This is a genomic window from Bradyrhizobium sp. HKCCYLS3077 (assembly GCF_051167555.1).
GTDB lineage: Bacteria > Pseudomonadota > Alphaproteobacteria > Rhizobiales > Xanthobacteraceae > Bradyrhizobium.
Genome location: NZ_JBNPTH010000002.1, coordinates 1,150,577 through 1,173,074, shown reverse-complemented (window position 1 = coordinate 1,173,074; position 22,498 = coordinate 1,150,577). Strand labels below are relative to the sequence as shown.

The 22,498-nt window shown below is 64.0% G+C and carries 22 protein-coding genes; 10 read left to right on the top strand and 12 right to left on the bottom strand.

All coding sequences use genetic code 11. The annotated features are described in order from the left end of the window. Positions 1-99 precede the first annotated feature (99 nt). A complete protein-coding gene (locus ACQR0Z_RS11525; RefSeq protein ID WP_434918650.1) occupies positions 100-1,134 on the top strand; it encodes a hypothetical protein in 1,035 nt (344 codons plus the stop codon). Positions 1,135-1,512: 378 nt separating this feature from the next. Beyond that, complete coding sequence (locus ACQR0Z_RS11520; RefSeq protein ID WP_434918649.1) at positions 1,513-2,919, top strand: TAXI family TRAP transporter solute-binding subunit; 1,407 nt, start codon at positions 1,513-1,515, stop codon at positions 2,917-2,919. Positions 2,920-2,959: 40 nt separating this feature from the next. Here ACQR0Z_RS11520 and ACQR0Z_RS11515 read toward each other — a convergent pair whose 3' ends face one another. Beyond that, positions 2,960-3,550 (bottom strand): SMI1/KNR4 family protein, encoded by a 591-nt coding sequence (locus ACQR0Z_RS11515; protein WP_434918648.1) that lies wholly within the window; start codon positions 3,548-3,550, stop codon positions 2,960-2,962. A gap of 85 nt (positions 3,551-3,635) precedes the next feature. Beyond that, entirely contained in the window at positions 3,636-3,941 is a 306-nt protein-coding gene (locus ACQR0Z_RS11510; protein ID WP_434918647.1) for a hypothetical protein, read from the bottom strand. Between the two features lie 193 nt (positions 3,942-4,134). On the opposite strand from ACQR0Z_RS11510, the gene ACQR0Z_RS11505 reads away from it, so the two are divergent. Continuing rightward, complete coding sequence (locus tag ACQR0Z_RS11505; RefSeq protein WP_434918646.1) at positions 4,135-4,647, top strand: hypothetical protein; 513 nt, start codon at positions 4,135-4,137, stop codon at positions 4,645-4,647. Between the two features lie 114 nt (positions 4,648-4,761). Here ACQR0Z_RS11505 and hyi read toward each other — a convergent pair whose 3' ends face one another. The 3 genes from hyi to ACQR0Z_RS11490 form a co-directional block, all read right to left on the bottom strand. Continuing rightward, positions 4,762-5,553 (bottom strand): hydroxypyruvate isomerase, encoded by a 792-nt coding sequence (hyi, locus tag ACQR0Z_RS11500; protein ID WP_434918645.1) that lies wholly within the window; start codon positions 5,551-5,553, stop codon positions 4,762-4,764. Positions 5,554-5,586: 33 nt separating this feature from the next. Then, a complete protein-coding gene (gene gcl, locus ACQR0Z_RS11495) occupies positions 5,587-7,374 on the bottom strand; it encodes a glyoxylate carboligase (protein ID WP_434918644.1) in 1,788 nt (595 codons plus the stop codon). 170 nt (positions 7,375-7,544) lie between these two features. Next, positions 7,545-9,347 (bottom strand): adenine deaminase C-terminal domain-containing protein, encoded by a 1,803-nt coding sequence (locus ACQR0Z_RS11490; RefSeq protein ID WP_434918643.1) that lies wholly within the window; start codon positions 9,345-9,347, stop codon positions 7,545-7,547. Between the two features lie 197 nt (positions 9,348-9,544). Here ACQR0Z_RS11490 and ACQR0Z_RS11485 point away from each other — a divergent pair, with 197 nt between their 5' ends. Further along, a complete protein-coding gene (locus ACQR0Z_RS11485) occupies positions 9,545-10,765 on the top strand; it encodes a metalloprotease (protein WP_434918642.1) in 1,221 nt (406 codons plus the stop codon). Positions 10,766-10,822: 57 nt separating this feature from the next. Here ACQR0Z_RS11485 and ACQR0Z_RS11480 read toward each other — a convergent pair whose 3' ends face one another. The 5 genes from ACQR0Z_RS11480 to ACQR0Z_RS11460 all read right to left on the bottom strand — a co-directional run bounded on the left by ACQR0Z_RS11480 (position 10,823) and on the right by ACQR0Z_RS11460 (position 15,557). Then, entirely contained in the window at positions 10,823-11,329 is a 507-nt protein-coding gene (locus ACQR0Z_RS11480) for a hypothetical protein (RefSeq protein WP_434918641.1), read from the bottom strand. Between the two features lie 127 nt (positions 11,330-11,456). Beyond that, positions 11,457-11,885, bottom strand: a complete 429-nt coding sequence (locus ACQR0Z_RS11475; RefSeq protein ID WP_434918640.1) for a hypothetical protein — start codon at positions 11,883-11,885, stop codon at positions 11,457-11,459. A 203-nt stretch (positions 11,886-12,088) separates the two neighbouring features. Then, the gene (locus ACQR0Z_RS11470; protein ID WP_434918639.1) at positions 12,089-12,325 is read right to left on the bottom strand and encodes a hypothetical protein; all 237 of its coding nucleotides are present in this window, start codon (positions 12,323-12,325) and stop codon (positions 12,089-12,091) included. Between the two features lie 119 nt (positions 12,326-12,444). After that, the gene (locus ACQR0Z_RS11465) at positions 12,445-13,290 is read right to left on the bottom strand and encodes an IclR family transcriptional regulator (RefSeq protein ID WP_434918638.1); all 846 of its coding nucleotides are present in this window, start codon (positions 13,288-13,290) and stop codon (positions 12,445-12,447) included. 125 nt (positions 13,291-13,415) lie between these two features. Further along, positions 13,416-15,557, bottom strand: a complete 2,142-nt coding sequence (locus tag ACQR0Z_RS11460) for an acetate--CoA ligase family protein (protein ID WP_434918637.1) — start codon at positions 15,555-15,557, stop codon at positions 13,416-13,418. Between the two features lie 190 nt (positions 15,558-15,747). Here ACQR0Z_RS11460 and ACQR0Z_RS11455 point away from each other — a divergent pair, with 190 nt between their 5' ends. From ACQR0Z_RS11455 to ACQR0Z_RS11435, 5 genes are all read left to right on the top strand, one after another. Then, complete coding sequence (locus tag ACQR0Z_RS11455) at positions 15,748-16,479, top strand: GntR family transcriptional regulator (RefSeq protein WP_006610670.1); 732 nt, start codon at positions 15,748-15,750, stop codon at positions 16,477-16,479. 52 nt (positions 16,480-16,531) lie between these two features. After that, positions 16,532-18,262: an oxalyl-CoA decarboxylase gene (gene oxc, locus ACQR0Z_RS11450; protein WP_434918636.1), complete on the top strand. Its 1,731-nt coding sequence runs from the start codon at positions 16,532-16,534 to the stop codon at positions 18,260-18,262. Between the two features lie 62 nt (positions 18,263-18,324). Beyond that, positions 18,325-19,602 (top strand): formyl-CoA transferase, encoded by a 1,278-nt coding sequence (gene frc / locus ACQR0Z_RS11445; protein WP_434918635.1) that lies wholly within the window; start codon positions 18,325-18,327, stop codon positions 19,600-19,602. A gap of 139 nt (positions 19,603-19,741) precedes the next feature. Then, on the top strand, positions 19,742-20,083 hold the full coding sequence (locus ACQR0Z_RS11440; RefSeq protein WP_434918634.1) for a DUF7660 family protein: 342 nt from the start codon (positions 19,742-19,744) through the stop codon (positions 20,081-20,083). Between the two features lie 178 nt (positions 20,084-20,261). Next, entirely contained in the window at positions 20,262-20,819 is a 558-nt protein-coding gene (locus ACQR0Z_RS11435) for a hypothetical protein (protein WP_434918633.1), read from the top strand. 67 nt (positions 20,820-20,886) lie between these two features. Here ACQR0Z_RS11435 and ACQR0Z_RS11430 read toward each other — a convergent pair whose 3' ends face one another. Together ACQR0Z_RS11430 and ACQR0Z_RS11425 are read right to left on the bottom strand one after the other, a co-directional pair. Continuing rightward, on the bottom strand, positions 20,887-21,039 hold the full coding sequence (locus ACQR0Z_RS11430; RefSeq protein ID WP_434918632.1) for a hypothetical protein: 153 nt from the start codon (positions 21,037-21,039) through the stop codon (positions 20,887-20,889). After that, positions 21,036-21,344: a hypothetical protein gene (locus ACQR0Z_RS11425; protein ID WP_434918631.1), complete on the bottom strand. Its 309-nt coding sequence runs from the start codon at positions 21,342-21,344 to the stop codon at positions 21,036-21,038. The genes ACQR0Z_RS11430 and ACQR0Z_RS11425 overlap by 4 nt, the downstream gene beginning before the upstream one ends. A 624-nt stretch (positions 21,345-21,968) precedes the next feature. Between ACQR0Z_RS11425 and ACQR0Z_RS11420 the strand changes: the two genes are divergently transcribed. Beyond that, entirely contained in the window at positions 21,969-22,106 is a 138-nt protein-coding gene (locus ACQR0Z_RS11420; protein WP_175345309.1) for a hypothetical protein, read from the top strand. Positions 22,107-22,498: the final 392 nt, after the last annotated feature.

The following is a 22,498-nucleotide window of genomic DNA, read 5'->3' as shown; positions in this document are numbered from 1 at the left end:
GGGGGCTCTTTTTGCATCGTTAACCATCCCCTGAGCGTCGGCTGACTTCACCAGACGATGAGACTAAGACACCGTGCATTCCCGCGGAGGTTGACGGTGATGATGGCTTGGACTGGCTCCCTGAAGCGAGCCTGCCGACGTTTAGGTTTCGCGATCGCGATGACAGCAGGCGTTCTCGGGACGGCATGTCCACCTGTTGGAGCCAGCGCCCATGCGCAGCAGCGCAAGAAGGTGCAGCATCTGCCGGACAGGACGAAGGACTTGCTGAAGCGCGGCTACGTCGCGCTCTCCGGAGACGATGCGATCAACTTCCTGATCGGCAACTCCGTCTTGATCAGGAAGTCGGATTCGGCGCCGTACCTTCGATCGTCCGTGAGCGACATGAGCTTTTACTTCAAGGATCGCCACACCGCCTATCAATGCGTTGGTAGCGACTGCTGGATTAGTCATTGGACGGTCGACGGGCCAATGATCTGTTTTGAGATTCCCTGGAGATGCGACGATCCAACCTACAGGTCTTATAGTGCGCCTCGGCTTTTTGCGGCTCCTCGGCCCGACAAACGGACTGGCGTCATCGGCCGCTACTTGACCTTCAACGCGAACGTCTACGCCGTGGTCAAGGCAAATGCGACGATCGCCCCGCTGATCGAACGCCCCGAGGGCGTAGGCGAGCTCATGAGGGTGAAATCTGCGGATTTCGCGCGGGAGATCGAAACGCCCGGTCACGGGTCTGGCAACGGCACGACAGTGCCGGTGACCGGAGACCGCGCCATGGCCTTGCTGATCGGCAATACGTTCATGTCGGCCGAGACGGCAACCGACGCGCAGGGTCACGTCTACGCCTGCCCCACGCAGGGCACCTACTATGCGCCGGATGGCCGCATCATCATGTTCAGCTGCCATCATGCACCGGGCCAGCCCGATTCATGGTCGCTGCACCCGGCGCAGTGGACATCGACCGCAGGCGGCAAGTTCAAGTGTGACGACCCCGGCTATGGAGAACATGGCTGCCTGGCCCCGATTGGGAAGGTGTCCCTGGCGGCCTCCGACCGTCCCGAGGAGCGGCTGGTCATTGCAGAAGACTTCCCGCGGACGATCTCCGGATATGCAGGGAACGTCTTTGGGTTTAAATAGTCCTGCGCAATCCGAAGGGATCTCGGATCATCTTTGCCACCCCCCGCCGCCTCTAGGCTCCATATGTGATGTACACCCGAGTTTTTCGTGTGGTGGATTGGCGTTCACTTCATGAGCGATAAAATGCACAAGGTCGTGGTCAGCGCGGTCCTCGTTGTGGCTCTGTTCATGGGCGTTGTCGCACTGGTGATCCGGCACTTGCCGTGATTCCGAGAGGTGGACTCTCGTCGAGGGTCTCTTTTTCGGACCGGCGACCATCGAAGAGGACTCCTGTATCCCGAACTCGATGAAACGCGGCGGAACATTCCGGACGGACACCGGTTCGCCCAAGTTCCAGCGCGTTGGAAGCCAACACGCGTTTTCGCCGAGGGTTCGCTGATGTCATCGTCGGATGTGGTCAGGAGTGCTCACGATCGCCGTCAACGACGGCTGCTGATCGTGCTTGCCCTGGGATTTCTCGCCTTTGGCGCCGCTGCGGCCGGCCTGTTCTACGTCCTGCAGCCCGAGACTCTGCGGATCGCCGTCGGACCGGCAGGGAGCGACGACCAGAAGGTGGTCCAGGCGATGGCCGACGCGTTCAGCGAAGAAAGCAGGACCGTCCGGCTCGCGCCGATCACGACCGCGGGAGCGGCTGAATCCCTCGCTTTGCTGGCCGCCGACAAAGCCGATCTGGCAGTCGGCCGCGGCGACCTCAGCATGCCGCCCGATGCGCAGACGCTGGCCGTCCTGCGCAAGAACTATGTCGTGCTGTGGTCGGCCTCCGGGCGTCGCGGCAACGCCACCAAGTCAAAGGCCGGCGGCAAGATCGCGGATATCGCCCATCTGGCGGGTCACAAGGTCGGCATCATCGGGAAGACCGGAGCCAATCTGGCTGTGCTCCAGGCCATTCTGGAGGGCTCCGGCGTGACACCCGACAAGGTCGCCACCGCTCAATTCGGGACGGACGAGATCGAGAAACTGGCGCAGGACCCCACCATCGACGCGTATCTCGCGGTCGGTCCGCTCGACAGCAAGATCACGGTGGATGCGATCACCGCAACCTCGCGGGTTCGCGGCGCTCCCACTTTTCTTCCGATCGACGCGTCAGAGGCCATTGCCCTGAAGCATCCGCGCTACGAGGCGGAGGAAATCCCGGGCAGCGTCTTCAGCGCGAAGCCGGCCTGGCCGGAGGACAAGGTCGACACGATCAGCGTCAATCATTTGATCCTGGCCAAGAAGGAACTGTCCGAAGCCAAGGCGGCGGCGTTCTTCCGGCAGCTGTTCGCGGTCCGCGACACGATCACGCAAGGCCTCGCCGGCGCTTCGCACATCATGAAGCCCGACACCGAGAAGGAGACCGAGCCGTCCGTGCATCGCGGCGCCGCCGCGGTGATCAACGGCACGGAACGGACCTTCCTGGACAAGTACAGCGACTACTTCTGGTTCGCTCTGCTCGTTCTGTCCGGCATCGGCTCGGCGGCCGAATGGCTGCGCCGCTATCTGAACCGGGATGAAGTGGACGACGACACCAGCGGCCGCAACCGCATTCTGGCCGCAGTGTCGGAGGTGCGCAATGCCGCGTCCGAGCAGGATCTGCTGACCTTGCAACGGGAGATCGACGGGATCATCGCCGAGACCCTGAAAGGCTATGACGACGGCGCCGTCGAACAGGAGGACCTGACTGCATTCGGCCTGGTTCTCGACTTGTTCAACCATGCCGTCGCCGAACGCCGCGCGACGCTGCAGAGCGGCGCCGCCGATCCATCATGGTCGTCATCCGGTCCGACCCTCGCCTCGCGGCGATAGGCCGGGCTGGCGCCGAACGCACGCATGTCACGATCTGTGTTCACGCCTGATTGGACTCGTACACCCCGCCCCACTCGTCGTCCCAGGTCAGCGCGCCTCGCTCGAAGTCGTCGGCGATGATCTCGATGAACTCGGTCAGTGAGCCCGCGATGAGGTCGCGGCGGGCATCGTCGTGCCACATCGTGATGACCTGGCCGCTGCTGCCGCCTTCGGCCGGCTCCATGTCGACGCAGAGATGGTTACCGCCGCCGTCTCCGCAGAACGGAATCCAGCGCAAGCGCCACCATTCATCGCCCTTGATCGGCCCGCTCGGGTCACAGCTGTAGTTCTCGGGCTTGAACTGCGTGCGATAAAGGTCGGCCCAGATCTTCCACTCCTCAGCGATGCGCTCGGCCGAGAACAGCTCCCATCCAGGCAGGACCTGATGATCGCCGCTTCCATTGTGGAGGCTCAACAATCGGCGGAGGTCCGGAGGAAACCCGCAACCGACCTCTCGCTCGGCCGACTCGATCTGGGCCGTCGTGGCGCCCTCGTTGAAGTAGCTGATGAAGGGAGCATGCGCCTCGGTGGCCTTCGCCCTGTAGCGCGCCCAGGCGCTCTCGAGCCTCGCAGGATCAAAATCGGTTGTCATCGTCGCCTCGTGAGTTGCAACTTGGATTGTCGAGCTTCAGCTCGGATAGGATGCCATCGGCGGTGAGGTTCGGTCCACCGAGCAGCTAAAGCGTGACTGTCTGCACCGGCACGGACGTGTCGATACCCAAAGCAAAAGCTTCCGCGAAGGATCGCACCTCGTCGATCGACTCGCCGGGATGTGATGTCGTCATCAGCAATCGGCCAGAACCATCGCCAAGACCGACAACCAGTTCGTCGATGACGTCTTCGGCTCTGCGGCAGTCCGGTCCGATCACGCAGACCAATTTAACCCCGTCCCGGATACAATGCTCAACGAATGCAGCAAGGGCTGCTGAATCCCACGGCGGTGCATGGAGTATCACTCTTTGTGAATACTTCATCGAATTCATTCGCTCGTCCTTGCGCTCGTGGCCGCCTACATCGCAACATTCGCGGCCTATGCGGTCGTCATCCAGACAAGACTACCAATCCGTGGGTTCTAGAACAATGTGCAGGCGCAATGCTGAACTTCAGGGACCGAGCCATGCTCGTGAAAGTCGGCTTCACAAACTGGCGGCAGACAACCTCGTTCAGGAGGCAAAAATGAGCTTACGTGCCATGGGTCACATACAGCTTGGCATCATGCTTGCTCTGGGTGGTCTCTCCAACGAAGCCGCCCAGGCGGGCGAGCCAACGTGTCCTGCGCCTCAACTTTACGCCAACCTGACGAAATCCGACAGCAAATGGGAGGTCGAGGCAGATCCGCTCCCACCAGAGCCGAAAATGGAAGTGGGGTCCGTTGCATTCCAGCCAGTTCAACGGATGACTCTTCAAGGAGGCGCGATCTTTGTGGCCCCGTTCAGATCAGACTTCAAGAAGGCCAGGATTCGCGTGGTCGGTCACGATGTCAGCCTTGATCGAATCCAATTCCAGTATGCACCGTTCCCCCATATGTGGGAGGCCTTGATGGTGGAGAGGTACGCTCAGCCCAGCGTACGGTTCACGCTTTCCGCGTCAGATGGCGCGTGCGGAGCGCGAGCGCTCGTTCTCACAATAGACGGTATGGCCGCTGCGAAGCCATTCCCAATCCAGCAGTGGCAGTTCACACGAAAATAGCAGGCCGGTGTCGCGGAGCCGGTCAAGGCGGCTGCAAGCTGGCTGGCGGGAGCCGCGGGGCTGCGTGTTTGCTGCGGCTTTCGAGAATGCCTTGGAGGGTGATCCGTGCGAGGCTCAGCATGCCGGGGCGAGTGAGCGGTCCGTCAGCCACGTCAGCCCCTCCTCCGTGGTCATCAACGGCTTGTACTCGCAGCCCACCCAGCCGGCATAGCCGATGGCGTCGAGGTGGCGGAACAGATACGCGTAGTTGATCTCGCCGGTGCCGGGCTCGTGGCGGCCGGGATTGTCGGCGAGCTGGATATGGGCGATGCGGACGAGGTGCTTCTGCAGGGTGCGGGCGAGATCGCCCTCCATGATCTGCATGTGGTAGATGTCGTATTGCACGAACAGATTGTCGGACTCGACCTCCGAGATCAGTTGCAGCGCCTGGGCGGTGCGGCTCAAGAAGAAGCCGGGCATGTCGAGCGTGTTGATCGGCTCGATCAGCAGCTTGATGCCCTGCGCCTTCAGCGCGGTGGCGGCAAAGCGGAGGTTGCGCACCAGCGTCTGGTTGAGCTCGCGCGGATCGGCATCATCGGGCGCGATGCCGACGAGGCAGTTGAGCTGGCGGCAGTCCAGCGCCCGGGCGTATTCGATGCCGCGGCGGACGCCGTCGCGGAAGTCGTCGACGCGGTCCGGCAGGATGGCGATGCCGCGCTCGCCGGCGGCCCAGTTGCCGGCGGGCAGATTGTGCAGCACCTGGGTCAGGCCGTGGCGGGCGAGCTGCTCGCGCAGCTCGGCCTTGTCGAACTCGTAGGGAAACAGATATTCGACACCGCTGAAGCCGGCCGCCTTGGCGGCGGCGAAGCGCTCGATGAACGGCAGCTCGTTGAACAGCATCGTGAGGTTGGCGGCAAAGCGCGGCATGTGATGATCCTCGGATGAGAGCGGCGGATGCGATCAGGCCGGCTGCAGCGTGCGTTGCGGCTCGGCCGGCGTCTCGTCCACCGGCAGATCGAGCACCTCCTCGAACTCGACGACGTTGTCGATCTCCGTCCCCATCGCGATGTTGGTGACGCGCTCCAGAACGAACTCGACGACGACCGGCACCTGGTACTCCGCCATCCATTCGCGCGCGGTGGCGAACGCCGCCTGCGCGTCGCGCGGATCGGTGACGCGGATCGCCTTGCAGCCGAGGCCCTGCGCGACCGCGACGTGGTCGACGCCGTAGCCGCCGACCTCCGGCGCGTTGATGTTCTCGAACGACAGCTGCACCTGATAGTCCATCGAGAAGCCGCGCTGCGCCTGGCGGATCAGGCCGAGATAGGCGTTGTTCACGACGACGTGGATGTAGGGCAGATTGAACTGGGCGCCGACCGCGAGCTCCTCGATCAGGAACTGGAAGTCGTAGTCGCCGGACAGCGCGACGATCTCGCGCTTGGGATCGGCGGCGCGGACGCCGAGCGCAGCCGGCAGGGTCCAGCCGAGCGGGCCGGCCTGCCCCGCATTGATCCAGTGGCGCGGATGGTTGACGCGGAGGAATTGCGCGCCGCCGATCTGCGACAGGCCGATGACGCTGACATAGCAGGTGTCGCGGCCGAACGCCTTGTTCATCTCGTGATAGACGCGCTGCGGCTTGATCGGCACCTGGTCGAAATCGCTGCGCCGGAGCATCGTGCGCTTGCGGTCCTGGCACGCCGCCGGCCACGCCTGCCGCTCGCGCAGCCGGCCCGCCTTGCGCCATTCGCGCGCGACACTGATGAGCAGCTCCAGCGCCGCCTTGGCATCGGACACGATGCCGAGCTCGGGATTGAAGACGCGGCCGATCTGGGTCGGCTCGATATCGACATGCACGAAGCTGCGGCCCTTGGTGTAGGTCTCGAGCGAGCCGGTGTGGCGGTTGGCCCAGCGATTGCCGATGCCGAGCACGAAGTCGGACTCCAGGAAGTTGGCGTTGCCGTAGCGATGGCTGGTCTGCAGGCCGACCATGCCGGCCATCAGCACGTGATCGTCGGGAATGGCGCCCCACCCCATCAGCGTCGGCACGACCGGCACGTTGACGATCTCGGCGAAGGTGACGAGCAGATCGCTGGCATCGGCGTTGATGATGCCGCCGCCGGCGACGATCAGCGGACGCTCCGCGGCGTTGAGCATCTCCATCGCCTTCTCGACCTGCTTGCGGCTCGCCGCGGGCTTGTAGACCGGCAGCGGCGCATAGGTCTCGTCGTCGAACTCGATCTCGGCGAGCTGGACGTCGAGCGGCAGGTCGATCAGCACCGGGCCCGGGCGGCCCGAGCGCATGATGTGGAAGGCCTGGCTGAATACCCGCGGCACGAGGCCGGGCTCGCGCACCGTCACCGCCCATTTGGTCACGGGCTTGGCGATCTGCTCGATGTCGACGGCCTGGAAGTCCTCCTTGTAGAGCCGCGCGCGCGGCGCCTGGCCGGTGATGCAGAGGATCGGAATGGAGTCCGCGATCGCCGAATAGAGCCCGGTGATCATGTCGGTACCGGCCGGGCCTGATGTGCCGATGCACACGCCGATATTGCCGGCCTTGGCGCGGGTGTAGCCCTCGGCCATGTGCGAGGCGCCCTCGACATGGCGGGCGAGAATGTGGCGGATCGAGCCGCGCCGTTGCAGCGCGGAATAGAGCGGGTTGATGGCCGCTCCGGGAACGCCGAAGGCGCAGGTGACGCCCTCCTTCTCCAAGATCCGCACCGCAGCATCGATCGCCCGCATCTTCGCCATCTCGCGTCTCCCGTTTGGTTGATGCGCGAGGATCGCTGCTGCGGGCGGTCATCTCAATTCAGTCGTCGATTTTTCCCACGATGCGGCACGTCCGGCAAAACAGCGGCAGCCTCAGTTAGTTAGGACGAAAGCGAGCTGACATGTCCTAACAGCTTGGCGGCGCGATCATGCTATTCGAACAGCGGCGCCAGCTCCATCTGCGGCACCAGCACGAGTCCCTTGTCGGTGATGCGAATTTCCGGAATGACCGATAGGGGAATCAGATTGAAGCCCATGTAGGGAATGGTGCAGCCGGCCTCGGCCCATTCTGTCTTCAAGAGCTTCACCTCATCGGCGACCTCCGTGACGCGCTTGTCCGACAGCAGGCCGGCGATCGGCAATGGAACCATCGCCCTCACCTTCCCGTCGGCGACGACGCAGACGCCGCCCTGCTGCGCGCCGATCGCGGCGATGGCCGCCTGCATGTCAGCCTCGTTGGTGCCGGCGACGATGATGTTGTGGCTGTCATGGCCGACGCTGGAGGCGACGGCGCCGCGCTTGAGGCCGAAATCCTTCAACAGCCCGTGCGCGACATTGCCGGCCGATTTGCCGTGGCGCTCGATCACGGCGACGAAGCACAGGCCGTGGCGCGCGAACAGCGTCTCCCAGTCATTGGCCGGCTCGATCGCGACCTTCTCATGGATCAGCGTGATGCCCGGTAGCGCGGTCTTGATCGCGTTGACGGTGCAAGCTTTGGCCGGCAGCGCCGGCGTGAGCTTCATCTGCGCCGGCAACTTCACCGTGGCGTAAGCTGCCGTCGGATACTGATAGCGCTGCGACAAGGCCTGATCGAGCCGTGAGGTGATTTTCCCCTTGTCGACGACGAGCTCGCCGCCATACCAGGTCGATTGCGGCTTGAGGCCATCGTCGAGCAGCACCAGATCGGCGCGGCGGCCGCCGCCGAGGCCGCCGATCTCGCCGTCCATCGCAAAGCGCGTCGCGCCGTGCAGCGAGCCCATCGACCACGCCTGCTCCGGCGACATCCCGGCCTTGACGGCCTCGCGCACCACCCAGTCCAAGCCGAACAGCATGAGATCGTCGGCGTCGCGATCGTCGGTGCAGACCGCGGTGCGCTTGTGCGAGGCGCCGAACTCGGTGATGGTGCGGATCGCCTGCGGCAGGCTGTGCCACGGCGTGGTCGGCGGCCCGCCGCGCAGGAAGATCCAGACGCCGGCATCGAGCAGATCGTCGGCGATGTCGCGGTCGATCGCCTCATGGGTGTCGGTGACGCCGCTCGCGGCATAGGCCGCGACGAACTCGCGGCCATAGACATGGCCCGACACCGGCCGCCCGCGTTGCAGCGCGGCTGCGAGAATGGCGTGGCTGCGCTCGTCGCCCATGCAGACCGGCACGAAATCCATCTTCTCGCCGAGCGCCACCGCCTCCGGCCAGCGATCGAACAGGCCGGCGATCTTGTCCGGCGTGAGATCGCCGCCGGCGGTCTCCAGCGCCGCCGATGTCGCCGGCACCGTCGAGGGCACGGTGAGGAAGATCGACAGCGGCGCCTGCCGCGCATCCTCCAGCATCGCCTCGACGCCGGCGACATCCATCACATTGCCGATCTCGTGGCTGTCGCAAAAGATCGTCGTGGTGCCGTTGAGCAGTGCGGCTTCCGCATAGGCGCAGGCGGTCACCATCGAGGATTCGATATGGATGTGTGGATCTACGAGACCCGGCGCGATAATGCCGCCTGCGGCGTCGTAGATCGCGAAGCCGCTCGCGAGCGCCTTGTGCGCGCCCGCCGGCTTCACCGCGGCCACGCGTCCGCCGGAGATCCAGAGCTCGCGGCTCGGAAGAATACGTTCCGAATAGGTCGACAGCACCCGCGCCCCGGTGATGACGAGATCGGGCGCGACGCGGCCCGACGCGACATCGGCGAGCCGCCGCGTCATGCTGTGCAGAGGAGCGACCGAGAAGCGGGTGAGTTTGGACATGGCACAACTCGCTGGACGTGTTCAGGTGATCCGCCACGATCGTTGCGCGCGATGCAGGCGACGGCAAGCCCAAATAGGGCGGCGGATTTGATTACGCCTTGGGCAGTGGGGGCTCCTTCACCGTCCCTGACCTTGACGACATCGGCTGCGCACCCTAGGGGCGAGAGATCACGAATACGTCACCTGTGAAGGATCCCATGCTCAGGTTGCTGGCTGTGCCGATCGAGTTGCTGCGTCTTGTCATCTGCGTCATGCAGGCGATGGTCGATGCCGTCAGGGGCCGCAAACGGCAGCGCTACGAGGCCCAGATCCTGATCAACGCCCCTCGCGACGCGGTGTGGCGCTTCAACGTCGCCGAGCGGATGGTGCTGAACGGGCCACCGGTGCTCGAGATCACCCGCGAACCCCTGCCCGGAAGCCCCGACCTCTGGCTCGGCCGCGTCGCCGTGAGCGGACAGCCGCGAACACAAGGCGTCTACCGCGAGATCGAGCGCGACGATGCCAACGGGATCATCCGGTCCCAGAACGTGGCGCATGAGCTGAGCGTGCCGCCGGAGGGCGGACGTGATGCGCAGGCGGGCGTGAGCATCACCGCCACCGCGCAAGGGACGCTGCTGACCATTTTCAACGAGCTGACGATCCGCAGCTTTCGCGACCGCATCATCTATCCGCTCAGCGTGCGCAGGCTGACGCAACTGATCAAGGCCGAATGCGAGCGGGAGGCCGGCACGCACAGCCGTCTCGCCGACCTCGCCAATCATGGTCTGGTGCTCTCGGCGCTGGCGCTGGCCAGCTTCTGGTACATGTTCAGCCTGAAGGAGGCGGTGCTGCTGGCGATCGTCCTCGCCATCCACGAGGCGGGTCACGCCGCAGCGATGCTGATGGCCGGCGTAGGCATCCACGCCGTCTACCTCGTCCCCTTCTTCGGCGGCGCCATCGTGCCGAAGACCGCCTATGGCAGCGAAGGCCGGCTCGGCTTCATCGCGCTGATGGGGCCGGCGATGAGCCTGATCCCGACGCTCGCGCTATTCGCGATCATGCCGGCCGGCAAATCCGACCCGCGCCTGGCGATGGAGATGTTCGCGGTGATCAACGCGGCCAACCTGCTGCCGATCTATCCGCTCGACGGCGGCCTCGTTCTCAACGCGCTGATCGGCTCGGCCAGCCGCAAGGCCGCCCTGCTCGCCGGCTGGATCGGCGTCGTGGCCGGCCTCGTCCTGGCGCTGCATTTCCACTCCTGGCTGATCGGCATCCCGTTCCTGCTGTTCGCGCTGCAGCGCTATCTGACCGGACATCAAGCGATCCAGCTGAAGCCACTCTCGCTCCGCGGCGGCGTCGCGCTGGCGGTCGCCTATGTCCTGACGTTTGCGGCCTACGCCGTCGTGATCAAGACGATGCTTGCGACGCGGGCGTTCTAGCCTGCTCGCCTCGATCGTTGTACGGCACTCATCGCGACTGGGATCCGGTCGTTCGGCCTATGGATAGAGGCCGATCAGTGTCCGCAGCTCCGCGGTGACGCGCTCAAGCGCCTTCGGCGCGGTGTTCTGCTTGAGGACGAAGCCCTCTTTCGCCAGCGTGCTGATCCTGAACTCGCATTCGCCGGACTCGCGATCGACGATTTCGAGCCGCACGATTGCAGGGTTCATGTTCAAGAAGCCAGCGCCGATGACCGCCTTGAGGATACGCCGGGGTGGCGCGATGTCGTCCTCGGGCATCAGCTTGCCGAGCTTCGCAAGCGCGGCTGTCCCTAACGCGAGCGCCTTCTCGGGAGCCATTCGCCGGACGATCGTCCGCGTGCAGGTTTCGGTTGGAAGAGACCTCATCACGAGCCGTCCCCCCGCCATCAGTTTCGATGCGACGCGAGGCGGGACGATCCCGCCGTACTCGCCGGCCTTGTTGAGCCATCGATCGAAGATCTCAGCGTCGCTGATGGACATTGGCATGACTCCGTGGCGGCAGCGCGGTTGTGCTGGCTCGGCCACTCGCCTCGAACGGGATTGTCGACGCCAGCGGCACTGCCGTCAACTGAGCGCATTTCGACGACGATGCGATGGGGCGGTTGGCACGCTTCCGCCTGCGGCGGCCGCTTTGCCCAGACTGCGGCGGGCGTCAAGGCGCCTTCGGTGGTGACACCAGATTGCGGCCGCCATTGTCGAGCAGTGCCGTCTTGTAGGCCATGCTGCGGATCGGCGGGCATGCCAGGACGGCATCGATGAACACGTCCGGCGGACGGTACCAGTGCGCCGCGACGTAATGGACGATCAGGACGGGCGCCACGTAGATCCTGCCCCGATGGGGCACGAAGACATTCGCCGATCTCGTCGGGCCATCGAACTGGCACAGCTCACAGGCATGGACGCCGGCACTCGCGAACGGCTGCCAGGGCTCCGAGCAGAGCTCCTTCAGCCTGTTCACGAACGGGCCGCTGACCGCCCCGGTGTCGAATGCGGTGTCGGTCCCGAGCCATCCCACCGTGACGAGCGCATCACATGCGACGGGAAAATAGCGGCATGGCTCGAGATCCTTGATCGACGTCATGTTCGAGGACCTCGCCAGATTCTGGTTTCGATGCATTCAGGTGACCGCGCACGTAACCGAGCAGAACGATTCGGTGGGTGGGCAAAGGCGCGCGCGTGCGCCTCCTGACACGATATCGTCGTGGCGCCGTGCCCACCGTCGGCCGCTGAGTTCGTCGATGGATGGTGGGCACGCTGCCGCCTGCGGCGGCTGCTTTGCCCACCCTACGGCAAGACCCGAGGCGTTCTGTTTGCCGTTCTCAGCCGCTCAATTTCGTCAGCCGCGGCTGTCATGGCTTCCGCGTAGTCAGTCAAGAAGCCCTGGAATGCATCGCGCGGCCACGATGCCTTGTTCCCATTTGCAAACTCCGCGCGCCATCTGTCCCAATTGGTCATGATGGAGCCATCCCAGTCCGTCATGTCATTTGCGAGGCTGCGCAACCGCGTTACGATGTCGGACATCAATGATCGTCTCCCTACGACGCCCGCTCCTCATATCGGTAACAGGGCTGGACTGCGCAAGCTGCCATTTCAGTCGCGCAAATCATCGCCCAGACTAGCCACCACGTCCTGGGTCGTCGTCAGTCAGTCTGTCGAACCCCATTGCCGCTGGCCGGCCCCACCCCTCCCAGCGCCGCGGTGAGCTCCGCCGCGATGTCCCGCACCATGGCCCCCACAACCGGCACCCGCTCCTCCGTCAGCCGGCTCGCCAAACCCGACACCGAGATCGCGGCGAGCGGCTCGCGGCAGGAATCGTGGACGACGGCGGCGATGCAGCGCAGGCCGAGGCGGGCTTCCTCGTCGTCGACTGCGTAGCCCTGGCGGCGGATGGTTTCGAGCTCGCGGAACAGGTCGCTGGCGCGGATGATGGACTTTTCGGTCAGGCGCGGCATGCCCTGGCGGTGGATGATGGCGTTGACGTCGTCGTCGGAATAGGTCGCGAGCACCGCCTTGCCCATGCCGGAGGCGACCATCGGCAGGCGGCCGCCGACCTTGGTCAGCGAACGCATGATCTCGCGGCTGTCGAGCCGCAGCAGCACCATCAGCGATTCATCGTCGACGACGGCGAGATTGGCGGTCTCGCGCGACTGGTCGCGTAGCCTCCTCAGATAGGGAATCGCCAGCGTGACGAAATTACGCCGGCGGGTGAAGGTCGCGCCGACGGCGAAGCTCTGCGCGCCGACGTGCCATTTCGATTCCATGCGGTCGAACTGGACGAAGCGGCGCTTTTCCAGGGTCGTCAGCAGGCGATGCACGGTGGAGGTGGAGAGCCCGGCGCGGATGGCGAGATCGCTGAGGCGATAGCCCTCGTCGTCCTCGGCCAGAATTTCCAGGATCTGCAGCGCGCGGCCGACGGATTGCACGCCGCCGTCGCGGGGCTCGGCCGCGGCATCGCTGCGTGGCTCGATCGTCTTGCGACGGATCACGTGGCGCCTCTCTGCGCGGCCGTTAAAGGCGGCGTCGTTGCAGGACGGACGGATCTTGCTTCGTCACGCACAGAAGAAAGTGCCGCCCCGGCCAGCGGCCGGAGCGGCATTCGCATAAGTATGACTTAGAGCAGGCCCGCGCCGCGCGCCCACTTGTACTTGGCGCCGAGCACCTCGACCGGGAGCTCGGTCGAATAGGCGTAGGCCGGGATGCCGTTCTGGTAGAGATATTCGGCGGCTTCCTCGACCTCGACGTCGCCGGCGAGCGAGGCGACCATCGGCTTCACGAAGCCCTTGGCCTCCATCTCCTTCTTCACCTCGACCATGTTGCGCGCGAACACCATCGGCGGGGTCACGATCGTGTGCCAATAGCCGAGGATCAGCGCATGGATGCGCTCGTCCGACAGGCCGAGCTTGACCGTATTCACATAGGTGATCGGCGGCTCACCGCCGGTGATGTCGACCGGGTTGCCGGCGGCACCGAACGGCGGGATGAACTTGCGGAAGGCGGCATCGAGATCCGGCGGCATCGTCATCAGCGACAGGCCGTTGTCGACCACCGCGTCGGACAGCAGCACGCCCGAACCGCCGGCGCCGGTGATGATGAGGACGTTCTCACCCTTCGGCGTCGGCAGCACCGGCACGCCGCGGGCGAACTCGAGCAGCTGGCGCAAGCTCCGGGCGCGGATGACGCCGGACTGCTTCAGCACGTCCTCATAGATCTTGTCGTTGCCGGCGAGCGCGCCGGTATGCGACGAGGCGGCCTTGGCGCCGGCCGACGTGCGGCCGGCCTTGAGCACGATGACCGGCTTCTTCTTGGAGACGCGCTTGGCGGCTTCAGCGAAGGCGCGGCCGTCCTTGAGGTCCTCGCAGTGCTGCGCGATCAGGTTCGTATTCGGGTCCTGCTCGAAGAAGGCGAGCAGATCGTCCTCGTCGATGTCAGACTTGTTGCCGAGGCCGACGATCGCCGACACGCCCATCTTGGCCGAACGCGAGAAGCCGATGATCGCCATGCCGATGCCGCCCGACTGCGACGACAGCGCCGCGTGGCCCTTGACGTCATAGGCGGTGCAGAAGGTCGCGCAGAGATTGGCCGGCGTGTAGTAGAAGCCGTAGATGTTCGGCCCCATCAGGCGGACATTGTACTTCTTGCCGATCTCGACGATCTCGGCCTGCAGCTCCGGCTCGTTGGCTTCGGCGAAGCCCGAGGGGATCAGCACCGCGCCGGGGATCTGCTTCTCGCCGCATTCGGTCAGCGCGCCGGCGACGAACTTCGCGGGGATCGCGAACACCGCGGTGTCGATCACGCCCGGCACGTCCTTGACGCTCTTATAGGCCTTGTAGCCGAGGATCTCGGAAGCCTTCGGGTGGATCGGGTAGATCTGGCCCTTGTAGCCGCCGTTGATCAGGTTCTTCATCACGGAGTTGCCGATCTTGCCGTCCTCGGCGGAGGCGCCGATCACGGCGACCGCCTGGGGCTTCATGATGCGGTTCATCGCGGTGACGATTTCCTCGTTCGAGCGCGGCGCCGGACGGGGCTTGTAGTCGAAATCGACGACGATGCGGACGTCGGCGGCGATCGCGCCATTCTTCGTCGCGAACACCGGGTTGAGGTCGAGCTCGACAATCTCGGGGAAATCGCTGACCAGCTTCGAGACCTTGACGATGACGTCCGCCAGCGCCTCGCGGCTGACGGCATCGCCGCCGCGCACGCCCTTCAACATTTCGTGCGCCTGGATGCCGTCGAGCATCGACAGGGCGTCGTCCTTGGTCGCGGGGGCGAGACGGAATGTCACATCCTTCAGCACCTCGACGAGCACGCCGCCGAGGCCGAAGGCGACCAGCTTGCCGAACGAGCCGTCGGTGATCGAGCCGACGATCACCTCGGTACCGCCGGTCAGCATCTGCTGCACCTGGATGCCTTCGATCTTGGCGTCGGCCTTGTACTTCTTCGCATTCGCGAGAATGGTGTCGTAAGCCTTCTGCGCATCATCAGCCGTCTTGACGCCGACGATGACGCCGCCCGCTTCGGTCTTGTGCAGGATGTCCGGCGAGACGATCTTCATCACCACCGGAAAACCCATGTCGCCGGCGAGCTTCGCCGCCTCGGCCGCCGACTTGGCCAATCCCTCCTTCGGCACCGGAATCCCGTAGGCGTCGCAGACGATCTTGCCTTCGGGAGCAGTGAGGGCGGTGCGTTTGTCCGCCTTCACACGATCGAGCACGTCTCGGATCGTGGCCTTGGCGTTCGGGATGGCGTCAGACATTGGGGCTTCCTCCTGGGGGATTGCTCGTGGTTTATGGCATTTGGTATGCCAGAAGCAAACTTTGTCAAGCGCATCGAAGATGTGGAAACGCGGAAAAATCGGTCATCTTGACAGTCTGGCATCTGGTATGCCAAAAATATTGGACGCAAAATGCTGTACACAGTGATCTCCCAAGGAGAGGAGATCGGTCGTGTCGACAGAGAAAACGAACAAGGCATTGCCCATCATGGCCGAGGCTGACATCGCGATCGCTCGCATCGCCCCGGAGACGAGCTTCAAGAATAAGGCCTATGAGGCCTTGAAAGAAGCGATTCTGAAGATGGACATCTACGCCTCGCCCGAGCCTGTCATGCTCGACGAGCGCGCGCTTTCCGAACGCCTCGGTGTCAGCCGCACGCCGATCCGCGAAGCGATCGCGATGCTCGAGCAGGACGGCTTCGTGAAAACCGTGCCGCGCCGGGGCATCGTCGTGGTGCGCCGGACCAAGAGCGAGATCGTCGACATGATCCGCGCCTGGGCGGCGCTGGAGAGCATGGCCGCGCGGCTCATCACCACGATCGCGCGCAAGAAGGACATCACGGCGCTGCGCGACTACTTCAAGGATTTCGGCAAGGACCGTCCGCCGCAGGAGCACATCGAGGAGTATTCCAAGGCGAACATCGCGTTTCATCAGGCGCTGATCTCGCTGTCGGAGTCGCCGGTGCTGGTCGACATGACCAACGACATTCTGCTCCATGTGCGCGGCTATCGCCAGCTCACGATCGGCCGCACCGACCGCATCGCGGCGTCCCTGCCCGAGCATCTCGCGATCATCGAGGCGCTGGAGGAACGCAACACCGAGCTCGCCGAGAAGCGCGCCCGTGATCACACGCTGGGCCTCGCGACCTATGTCGAGACGCACGGCCAGGAACTATTCAGCTAACTTCAAACAGAAGACGCGGAATGCGCCTTCATAGACGACCAGGGAGAGGCGCATGCCGCAGACAGCCATGAAGACCGAGGCGGACACCCACGAGGAACTGACGGACGGCTTCCATCTCGTCATCGACGCGATGAAGCTGAACGGGATCGACACGATCTACAACGTTCCGGGGATTCCGATCACCGACCTCGGCCGCATGGCGCAGGCTGAAGGCATCCGCGTGCTCTCCTTCCGCCACGAGCAGAACGCCGGCTACGCCGCCGCGATCGCCGGCTTCCTGACCAAGAAGCCGGGCGTCTGCCTCACGGTGTCGGCGCCGGGCTTCCTCAACGGCCTCACGGCGCTGGCGCATGCCACGACCAACTGCTTCCCGATGATCCTGATCTCCGGCTCCTCGGAGCGCGAGATCGTCGACCTGCAGCAGGGCGACTACGAGGAGATGGATCAGCTCGCGATCGCCAAGCCGCTGTGCAAGGCGGCGTTCCGCGTGCTGCACGCCCAGGACATCGGCATCGGCTTCGCCCGCGCGATCCGCGCCGCGGTGTCGGGCCGTCCCGGCGGCGTCTATCTCGATCTGCCGGCCAAACTGTTCGGCCAGGTGATGAACGCGCAGGCAGGTAGCGCTTCGCTGGTGAAGGTGATCGATCCGGCGCCGGCGCAGATCCCCTCCCCCGACTCCGTCAAGCGCGCGCTGGACGTTCTGAAGAGCGCCAAGCGTCCGCTGATCATCCTCGGCAAGGGCGCGGCCTACGCGCAGGCCGACGAGGCCATCAAGAATTTCGTCGAGAAGAGCGGCGTGCCGTTCCTGCCGATGAGCATGGCCAAGGGCCTGCTGCCCGATTTGCATCCGCAATGCGCCGGCGCGGCGCGCTCGACAGTGCTGAAGGATTCCGACGTCGTCATGCTGATCGGCGCCCGCCTCAACTGGCTGCTGTCGCACGGCAAGGGCAAGAGCTGGGGCGATCAACCTAAGAAGTTCATCCAGGTCGACATCGAGCCGAAGGAGATGGACTCCAACGTCGAGATCGCGGCCCCCGTGGTCGGCGACATCGGCTCGGTCGTCACGGCCTTTTCCGACGCGATGGGCAGCAGCTGGCAGAAGGCGCCGGTTGAATGGCTGAGCGCGGTGCAGAAGAAGCGTGAGGACAACGTCGCCAAGATGGCGCCGCGGCTGATGAACAACAACTCGCCGATGGACTATCACGGTGCGCTCGGCGTGCTCCGCACCATCATCAAGGAGCGCCCCGACGCGATCCTGGTCAACGAGGGCGCCAACACGCTCGACCTCGCCCGCGGCGTGATCGACATGTACCAGCCGCGCAAGCGGCTCGACGTCGGCACCTGGGGCGTGATGGGCATCGGCATGGGCTCGGCGATCGCAGCCGCCGTCGAGACCGGTAAGCCGGTGCTGGCGATCGAGGGCGACTCAGCCTTCGGCTTCTCCGGCATGGAAGTCGAGACCATCTGCCGCTACAATCTGCCGATCTGCGTCGTCATCTTCAACAATGACGGCATCTATCGCGGCACCGACCAAAATTCGGCGGGCTCCGATCCGGCGACCACCGTGTTCGTCAAGGGCGCGCGCTACGACAAGATGATGGAGGCCTTCGGCGGCGTCGGCGTCAACGCGACCTCGCCGGACGAGCTGAAGCGCGCCGTCAACGAGGCGATGGATTCCGGCAAGCCGACCCTGATCAACGCCGTGATCGATCCCGCGGCGGGCTCGGAAAGCGGCCGTATCGGCAACCTCAATCCGCAGAGCGTGCTGACGAAGAAGAAGTAAGGCCACCCCACATCACCTGCCCGCGTGATGCGGGATGACCATTCGATACGGAGAGGAACAACATGACCAAGGCGCTCGAGGGCGTTCGCATTCTCGACTTCACCCACGTCCAGTCCGGACCGACCTGCACCCAGCTGCTGGCCTGGTTCGGCGCCGACGTGATCAAGGTCGAGCGTCCGGGCGTGGGTGACATCACCCGCGGCCAGCTGCAGGACATTCCGAACGTGGACAGCCTCTATTTCACGATGCTGAACCACAACAAGCGGTCGATCACGCTCGACACCAAGAACCCGAAGGGCAAGGAAGTCCTGACCGAGCTGATCAAGAAGTGCGACGTGCTGGTCGAGAATTTCGGCCCCGGCGTGCTCGACCGCATGGGCTTTCCCTGGGAGAAGATCCAGTCGATCAACCCGAAAATGATCGTCGCCTCGATCAAGGGCTTTGGCCCCGGCCCCTACGAGGACTGCAAGGTCTACGAGAACGTCGCCCAGTGCACCGGCGGCGCGGCCTCGACCACCGGCTTCCGTGACGGCCTGCCGCTGGTCACCGGCGCGCAGATCGGCGATTCCGGCACCGGCCTGCATCTGGCGCTCGGCATCGTCACCGCGCTCTATCAGCGCACCCACACCGGCCGTGGCCAGCGCGTCACGGCCGCGATGCAGGACGGCGTGCTCAACCTCTGCCGCGTCAAGCTGCGCGACCAGCAGCGCCTCGACCACGGTCCGCTGAAGGAATACAGCCAGTTCGGCGAGGGCGTGCCGTTCGGCGACGCCGTGCCGCGCGCCGGCAACGATTCCGGCGGCGGCCAGCCGGGCCGCATCCTGAAGTGCAAGGGCTGGGAGACCGACCCGAACGCCTACATCTACTTCATCACCCAGGCCCCGGTCTGGGAGAAGATCTGCGACGTCATCGGCGAGCCGACCTGGAAGACCGACCCGAACTACGCCAAACCCGCCGCCCGCCTGCCGCGCCTGAACGAGATTTTCGGCCGCATCGAGCAGTGGACCATGACCAAGACCAAGTTCGAGGCCATGGACATCCTGAACGAGTTCGACATCCCCTGCGGTCCCATTCTCTCGATGAAGGAGATCGCCGAGGACGAGTCGCTGCGCAAGACCGGCACCCTGGTCGAGGTCGACCACCCGACCCGCGGCAAGTACCTCTCGGTCGGCAACCCGATCAAGCTGTCGGACAGCCCGGCGGATGTGACGCGCTCTCCCCTGCTCGGCGAGCACACCGACGAAATCCTCCGCCAGGTCCTCGGCTTCAGCGACCACCAGGTCGCCGAGATCCACGACTCCGGCGCGCTCGATCCGCCGCGCAAGGAAGCGGCGGAGTAAGGCGGGAGCCGAACAAGACAAGGCGCGGCACAATTTTCACCGCATCTGCCCTCTCGATAGCAAGCCGCCGGACATCGTCCGGCGGCTTTTCGTATTGAGCCAAGTCTTTTGCTGACCAGGAATAACGTGCAAACGCAACGTGGCCGAACTCGAATATGCGGGTGGTGATTTGTCGGGATCTAGCACAGACGAACAACTGAGGATAAAATTGGAAGCGGTGACAGACGCCAGCTCACTGCTGGGGTTTGTTCACGCTCTGGTGGCCGACCGCGAATCTGCTGTGAAGCGCGAGAAGGCGGAGCCGAGTTCACCCTGGGGGCCCGATGCAGGTGGTTGGGAGAATATCAGAATCGAAACCTATCTCGAAGCTGCAGCAGCTTGGGCAGAAGCTACCGACTTCGGAGTCGATCAGGGTCTCGCCGCAAACAATCTCTGGCGTCGCTTCGCTGACTTCCTGATCGCTGGAAAGAACTATGAGTAATTGCATTTAACATTTGAACGGCTGAGGGCTCCGAGCTCGGAGAGTACTCAGGATTCGGGGACAGTGCTGGACCGAATCCGCTATCGGTGCTGCTACGGGCTGGCCTCCTGAGACCTCCCCGGGTGTGGAAAGCTGTCGTCTGCTCAGCGCCTTTACAAACCGATCGGGATAGCGCCAAATGGCTGGAGCTTTCGAGGTGAATGCGGACGGAGCGCGGATCGTGATCACACGGACAGCACGACACCTGATTTTACGCCTCGTCGTAGCCGCGATGACCCCGATCGTTGGCCACGCCTTCGCGCAGGGCGCATTTGCAGCCCCGCTGCCGGGGCAGACCGCCCCCCCTCCGCGGGGCGACAGCGCGCCAGCGGTTGCTGACGGCGCTTCGGATGTCTGCAACGGATTTTTTCCCTTGCGCGCAGAGGCAGAGCGGCGCGGCCGGCTGATCAAGGCCGCCGCCGAGCGCCGCGCAACGCCGAAAGACGCCTGTGAACTCATTCGCAGTTTCTCTCAGGCCGAGCTCAAGATGATCGAATATGTCGAAGCTCATTCGACCGATTGCAGAATTCCGCCTGACGTCGCGGATCTGCTCAAGGCTGGCCACAAGAAAACCGAGACCTTGCAGACCAAAGTCTGCGCGATCGCGCAGTCGGGCAACCCAGGTCTGGGCGACGTGCTGGGGCCGCCCAAAAGAGAACCGGCTGGACCAGTTGGCGATTTCTGGATGTTTCGATAGGCAACCGCAGGGCCCCAACAAGCCTGGCGTGGCGCGAGGTATCGAGCGCCGAGTCCAGCGAGCGTTTTCAGGCGAGATATTCCACCAGCGTGTGATCCTCCTCCTCGAGTTCGGCGTCGATGATCTGCGCGATCAGTGTCCAGTCGCCCTTTGCCAAGCCGGCACCGATCCTGGGATAGCCGATGCGGCGCTCGGCAAATCGGAGCTTCACTTGCTTCATGACCGTCCTGACGGCCGCGTAGTCGACGAGAACGCCGGCCCCGCGCCAATGGAACTGCGTATAGCCGTTGACGATGGTGACTTGCTGTCCTGCACGCGAGACGGTCGCAGCCGATATGGAGCCCAGCTTCTCGCGGCTGCCCTCGGCGTCGACAGATCGGCCGCATAGGCCTCGGGGAAGATGTCCTTGATGCTCTTCGCAATGCCCGCCCCCATCGTGCACTGGCAATTGCAACCATGCACGATCACATCGATATGCCCGTCGAGAGCGAGCTTGATCAGATCTCCCTTGATGATCTTCATCATGAACGCTTCAGCTCGGTGAAATCGAAAAGGTCGCTGCAGGACTCCGTCGCGAGAAGAATGCTGCGCATCTTGCCATCCCGGTAGGCGAAGGCGAGATTGTCTCTCACCACGACCCCGAATGGATTTGCCCGATAAAGGGCGACGCACACGCATAAAATGCCCGAATCTGCTCGGCCACCAGCTGCCGGTAGTTCTTCGGCATCTCCGCCGCGACGGCGGCCGTCTCCTTCGGGTCTGGAGTCTCAGGCGGAAAGAACGCGTGCCTCTCGGCACTGCTACACTCCACGAGCGTCCACGCTCCAACGACAAGGCCGATCCCGGATACGGTGACAGTGCGCAGAACTCCTTCGCCTCTAAACTGGAAGTGCACTGTCACCAAATCCAGAATCCAGCCGTGGATCCGTTGCATCAGGCGGGCTGGATCGGTTCTTTTTAGGGAGCGCAGTTGGGCGGCACTTTCCATATGAGAACGCCGGCTTCAATAAGAAATCCAAATTGTGACATAGCTACCGCAGCGCAAAAACTTCATGCCGCTATGCAATATCCATCATTGTCTCTGGCATCTGGTATACGTAAATTCTCCTCAGTCAGAACGTCCTACCGCCTCACTGAAGGAGACAAACCATGGCCAAGACCGTCGCCCTCCCCCTCGTTCAGCCCGTGTCCCTGTTCGGCCGCTTCCTCGCCGCTCTCGATCGCGTGCTGATGGTCAGCGCCCGCGCCGCCAACCGTAACGGCGACCTGCCCTATTTCGGCCTCTGAGCCGGCCGGCGCCCGCCGCCGAGCACTGCCCCGTCAAAAGCCCCGGTTCCCGGGGCTTTTTGCTGTTCAGGACCAGCCCGCCGACTGCGACAAATTGGCTCCGCAGGCATCCCAGCCCATCTCATCAATTGCGGCCGGTCACCTTCTCATACCAAAATCAAATCGGTCGATTTACGATTGGTAAGCTTTCTCTTGCGCGTCTCTGCCCGTCCACGCAACTATGGGATGCGCAGAACCCAGATGAGAATTGTATGCCTCGCGACAACCTCGGAGCGCGCGATCACTGAAGACGACACAACGAGACGGACCGGGATCATCATCAGAATCATCACAGCGTAAGTGGCACGATCGGACGCAGCGGCCGGAAGAAGCCGACGAGGTCCAGGCAATGA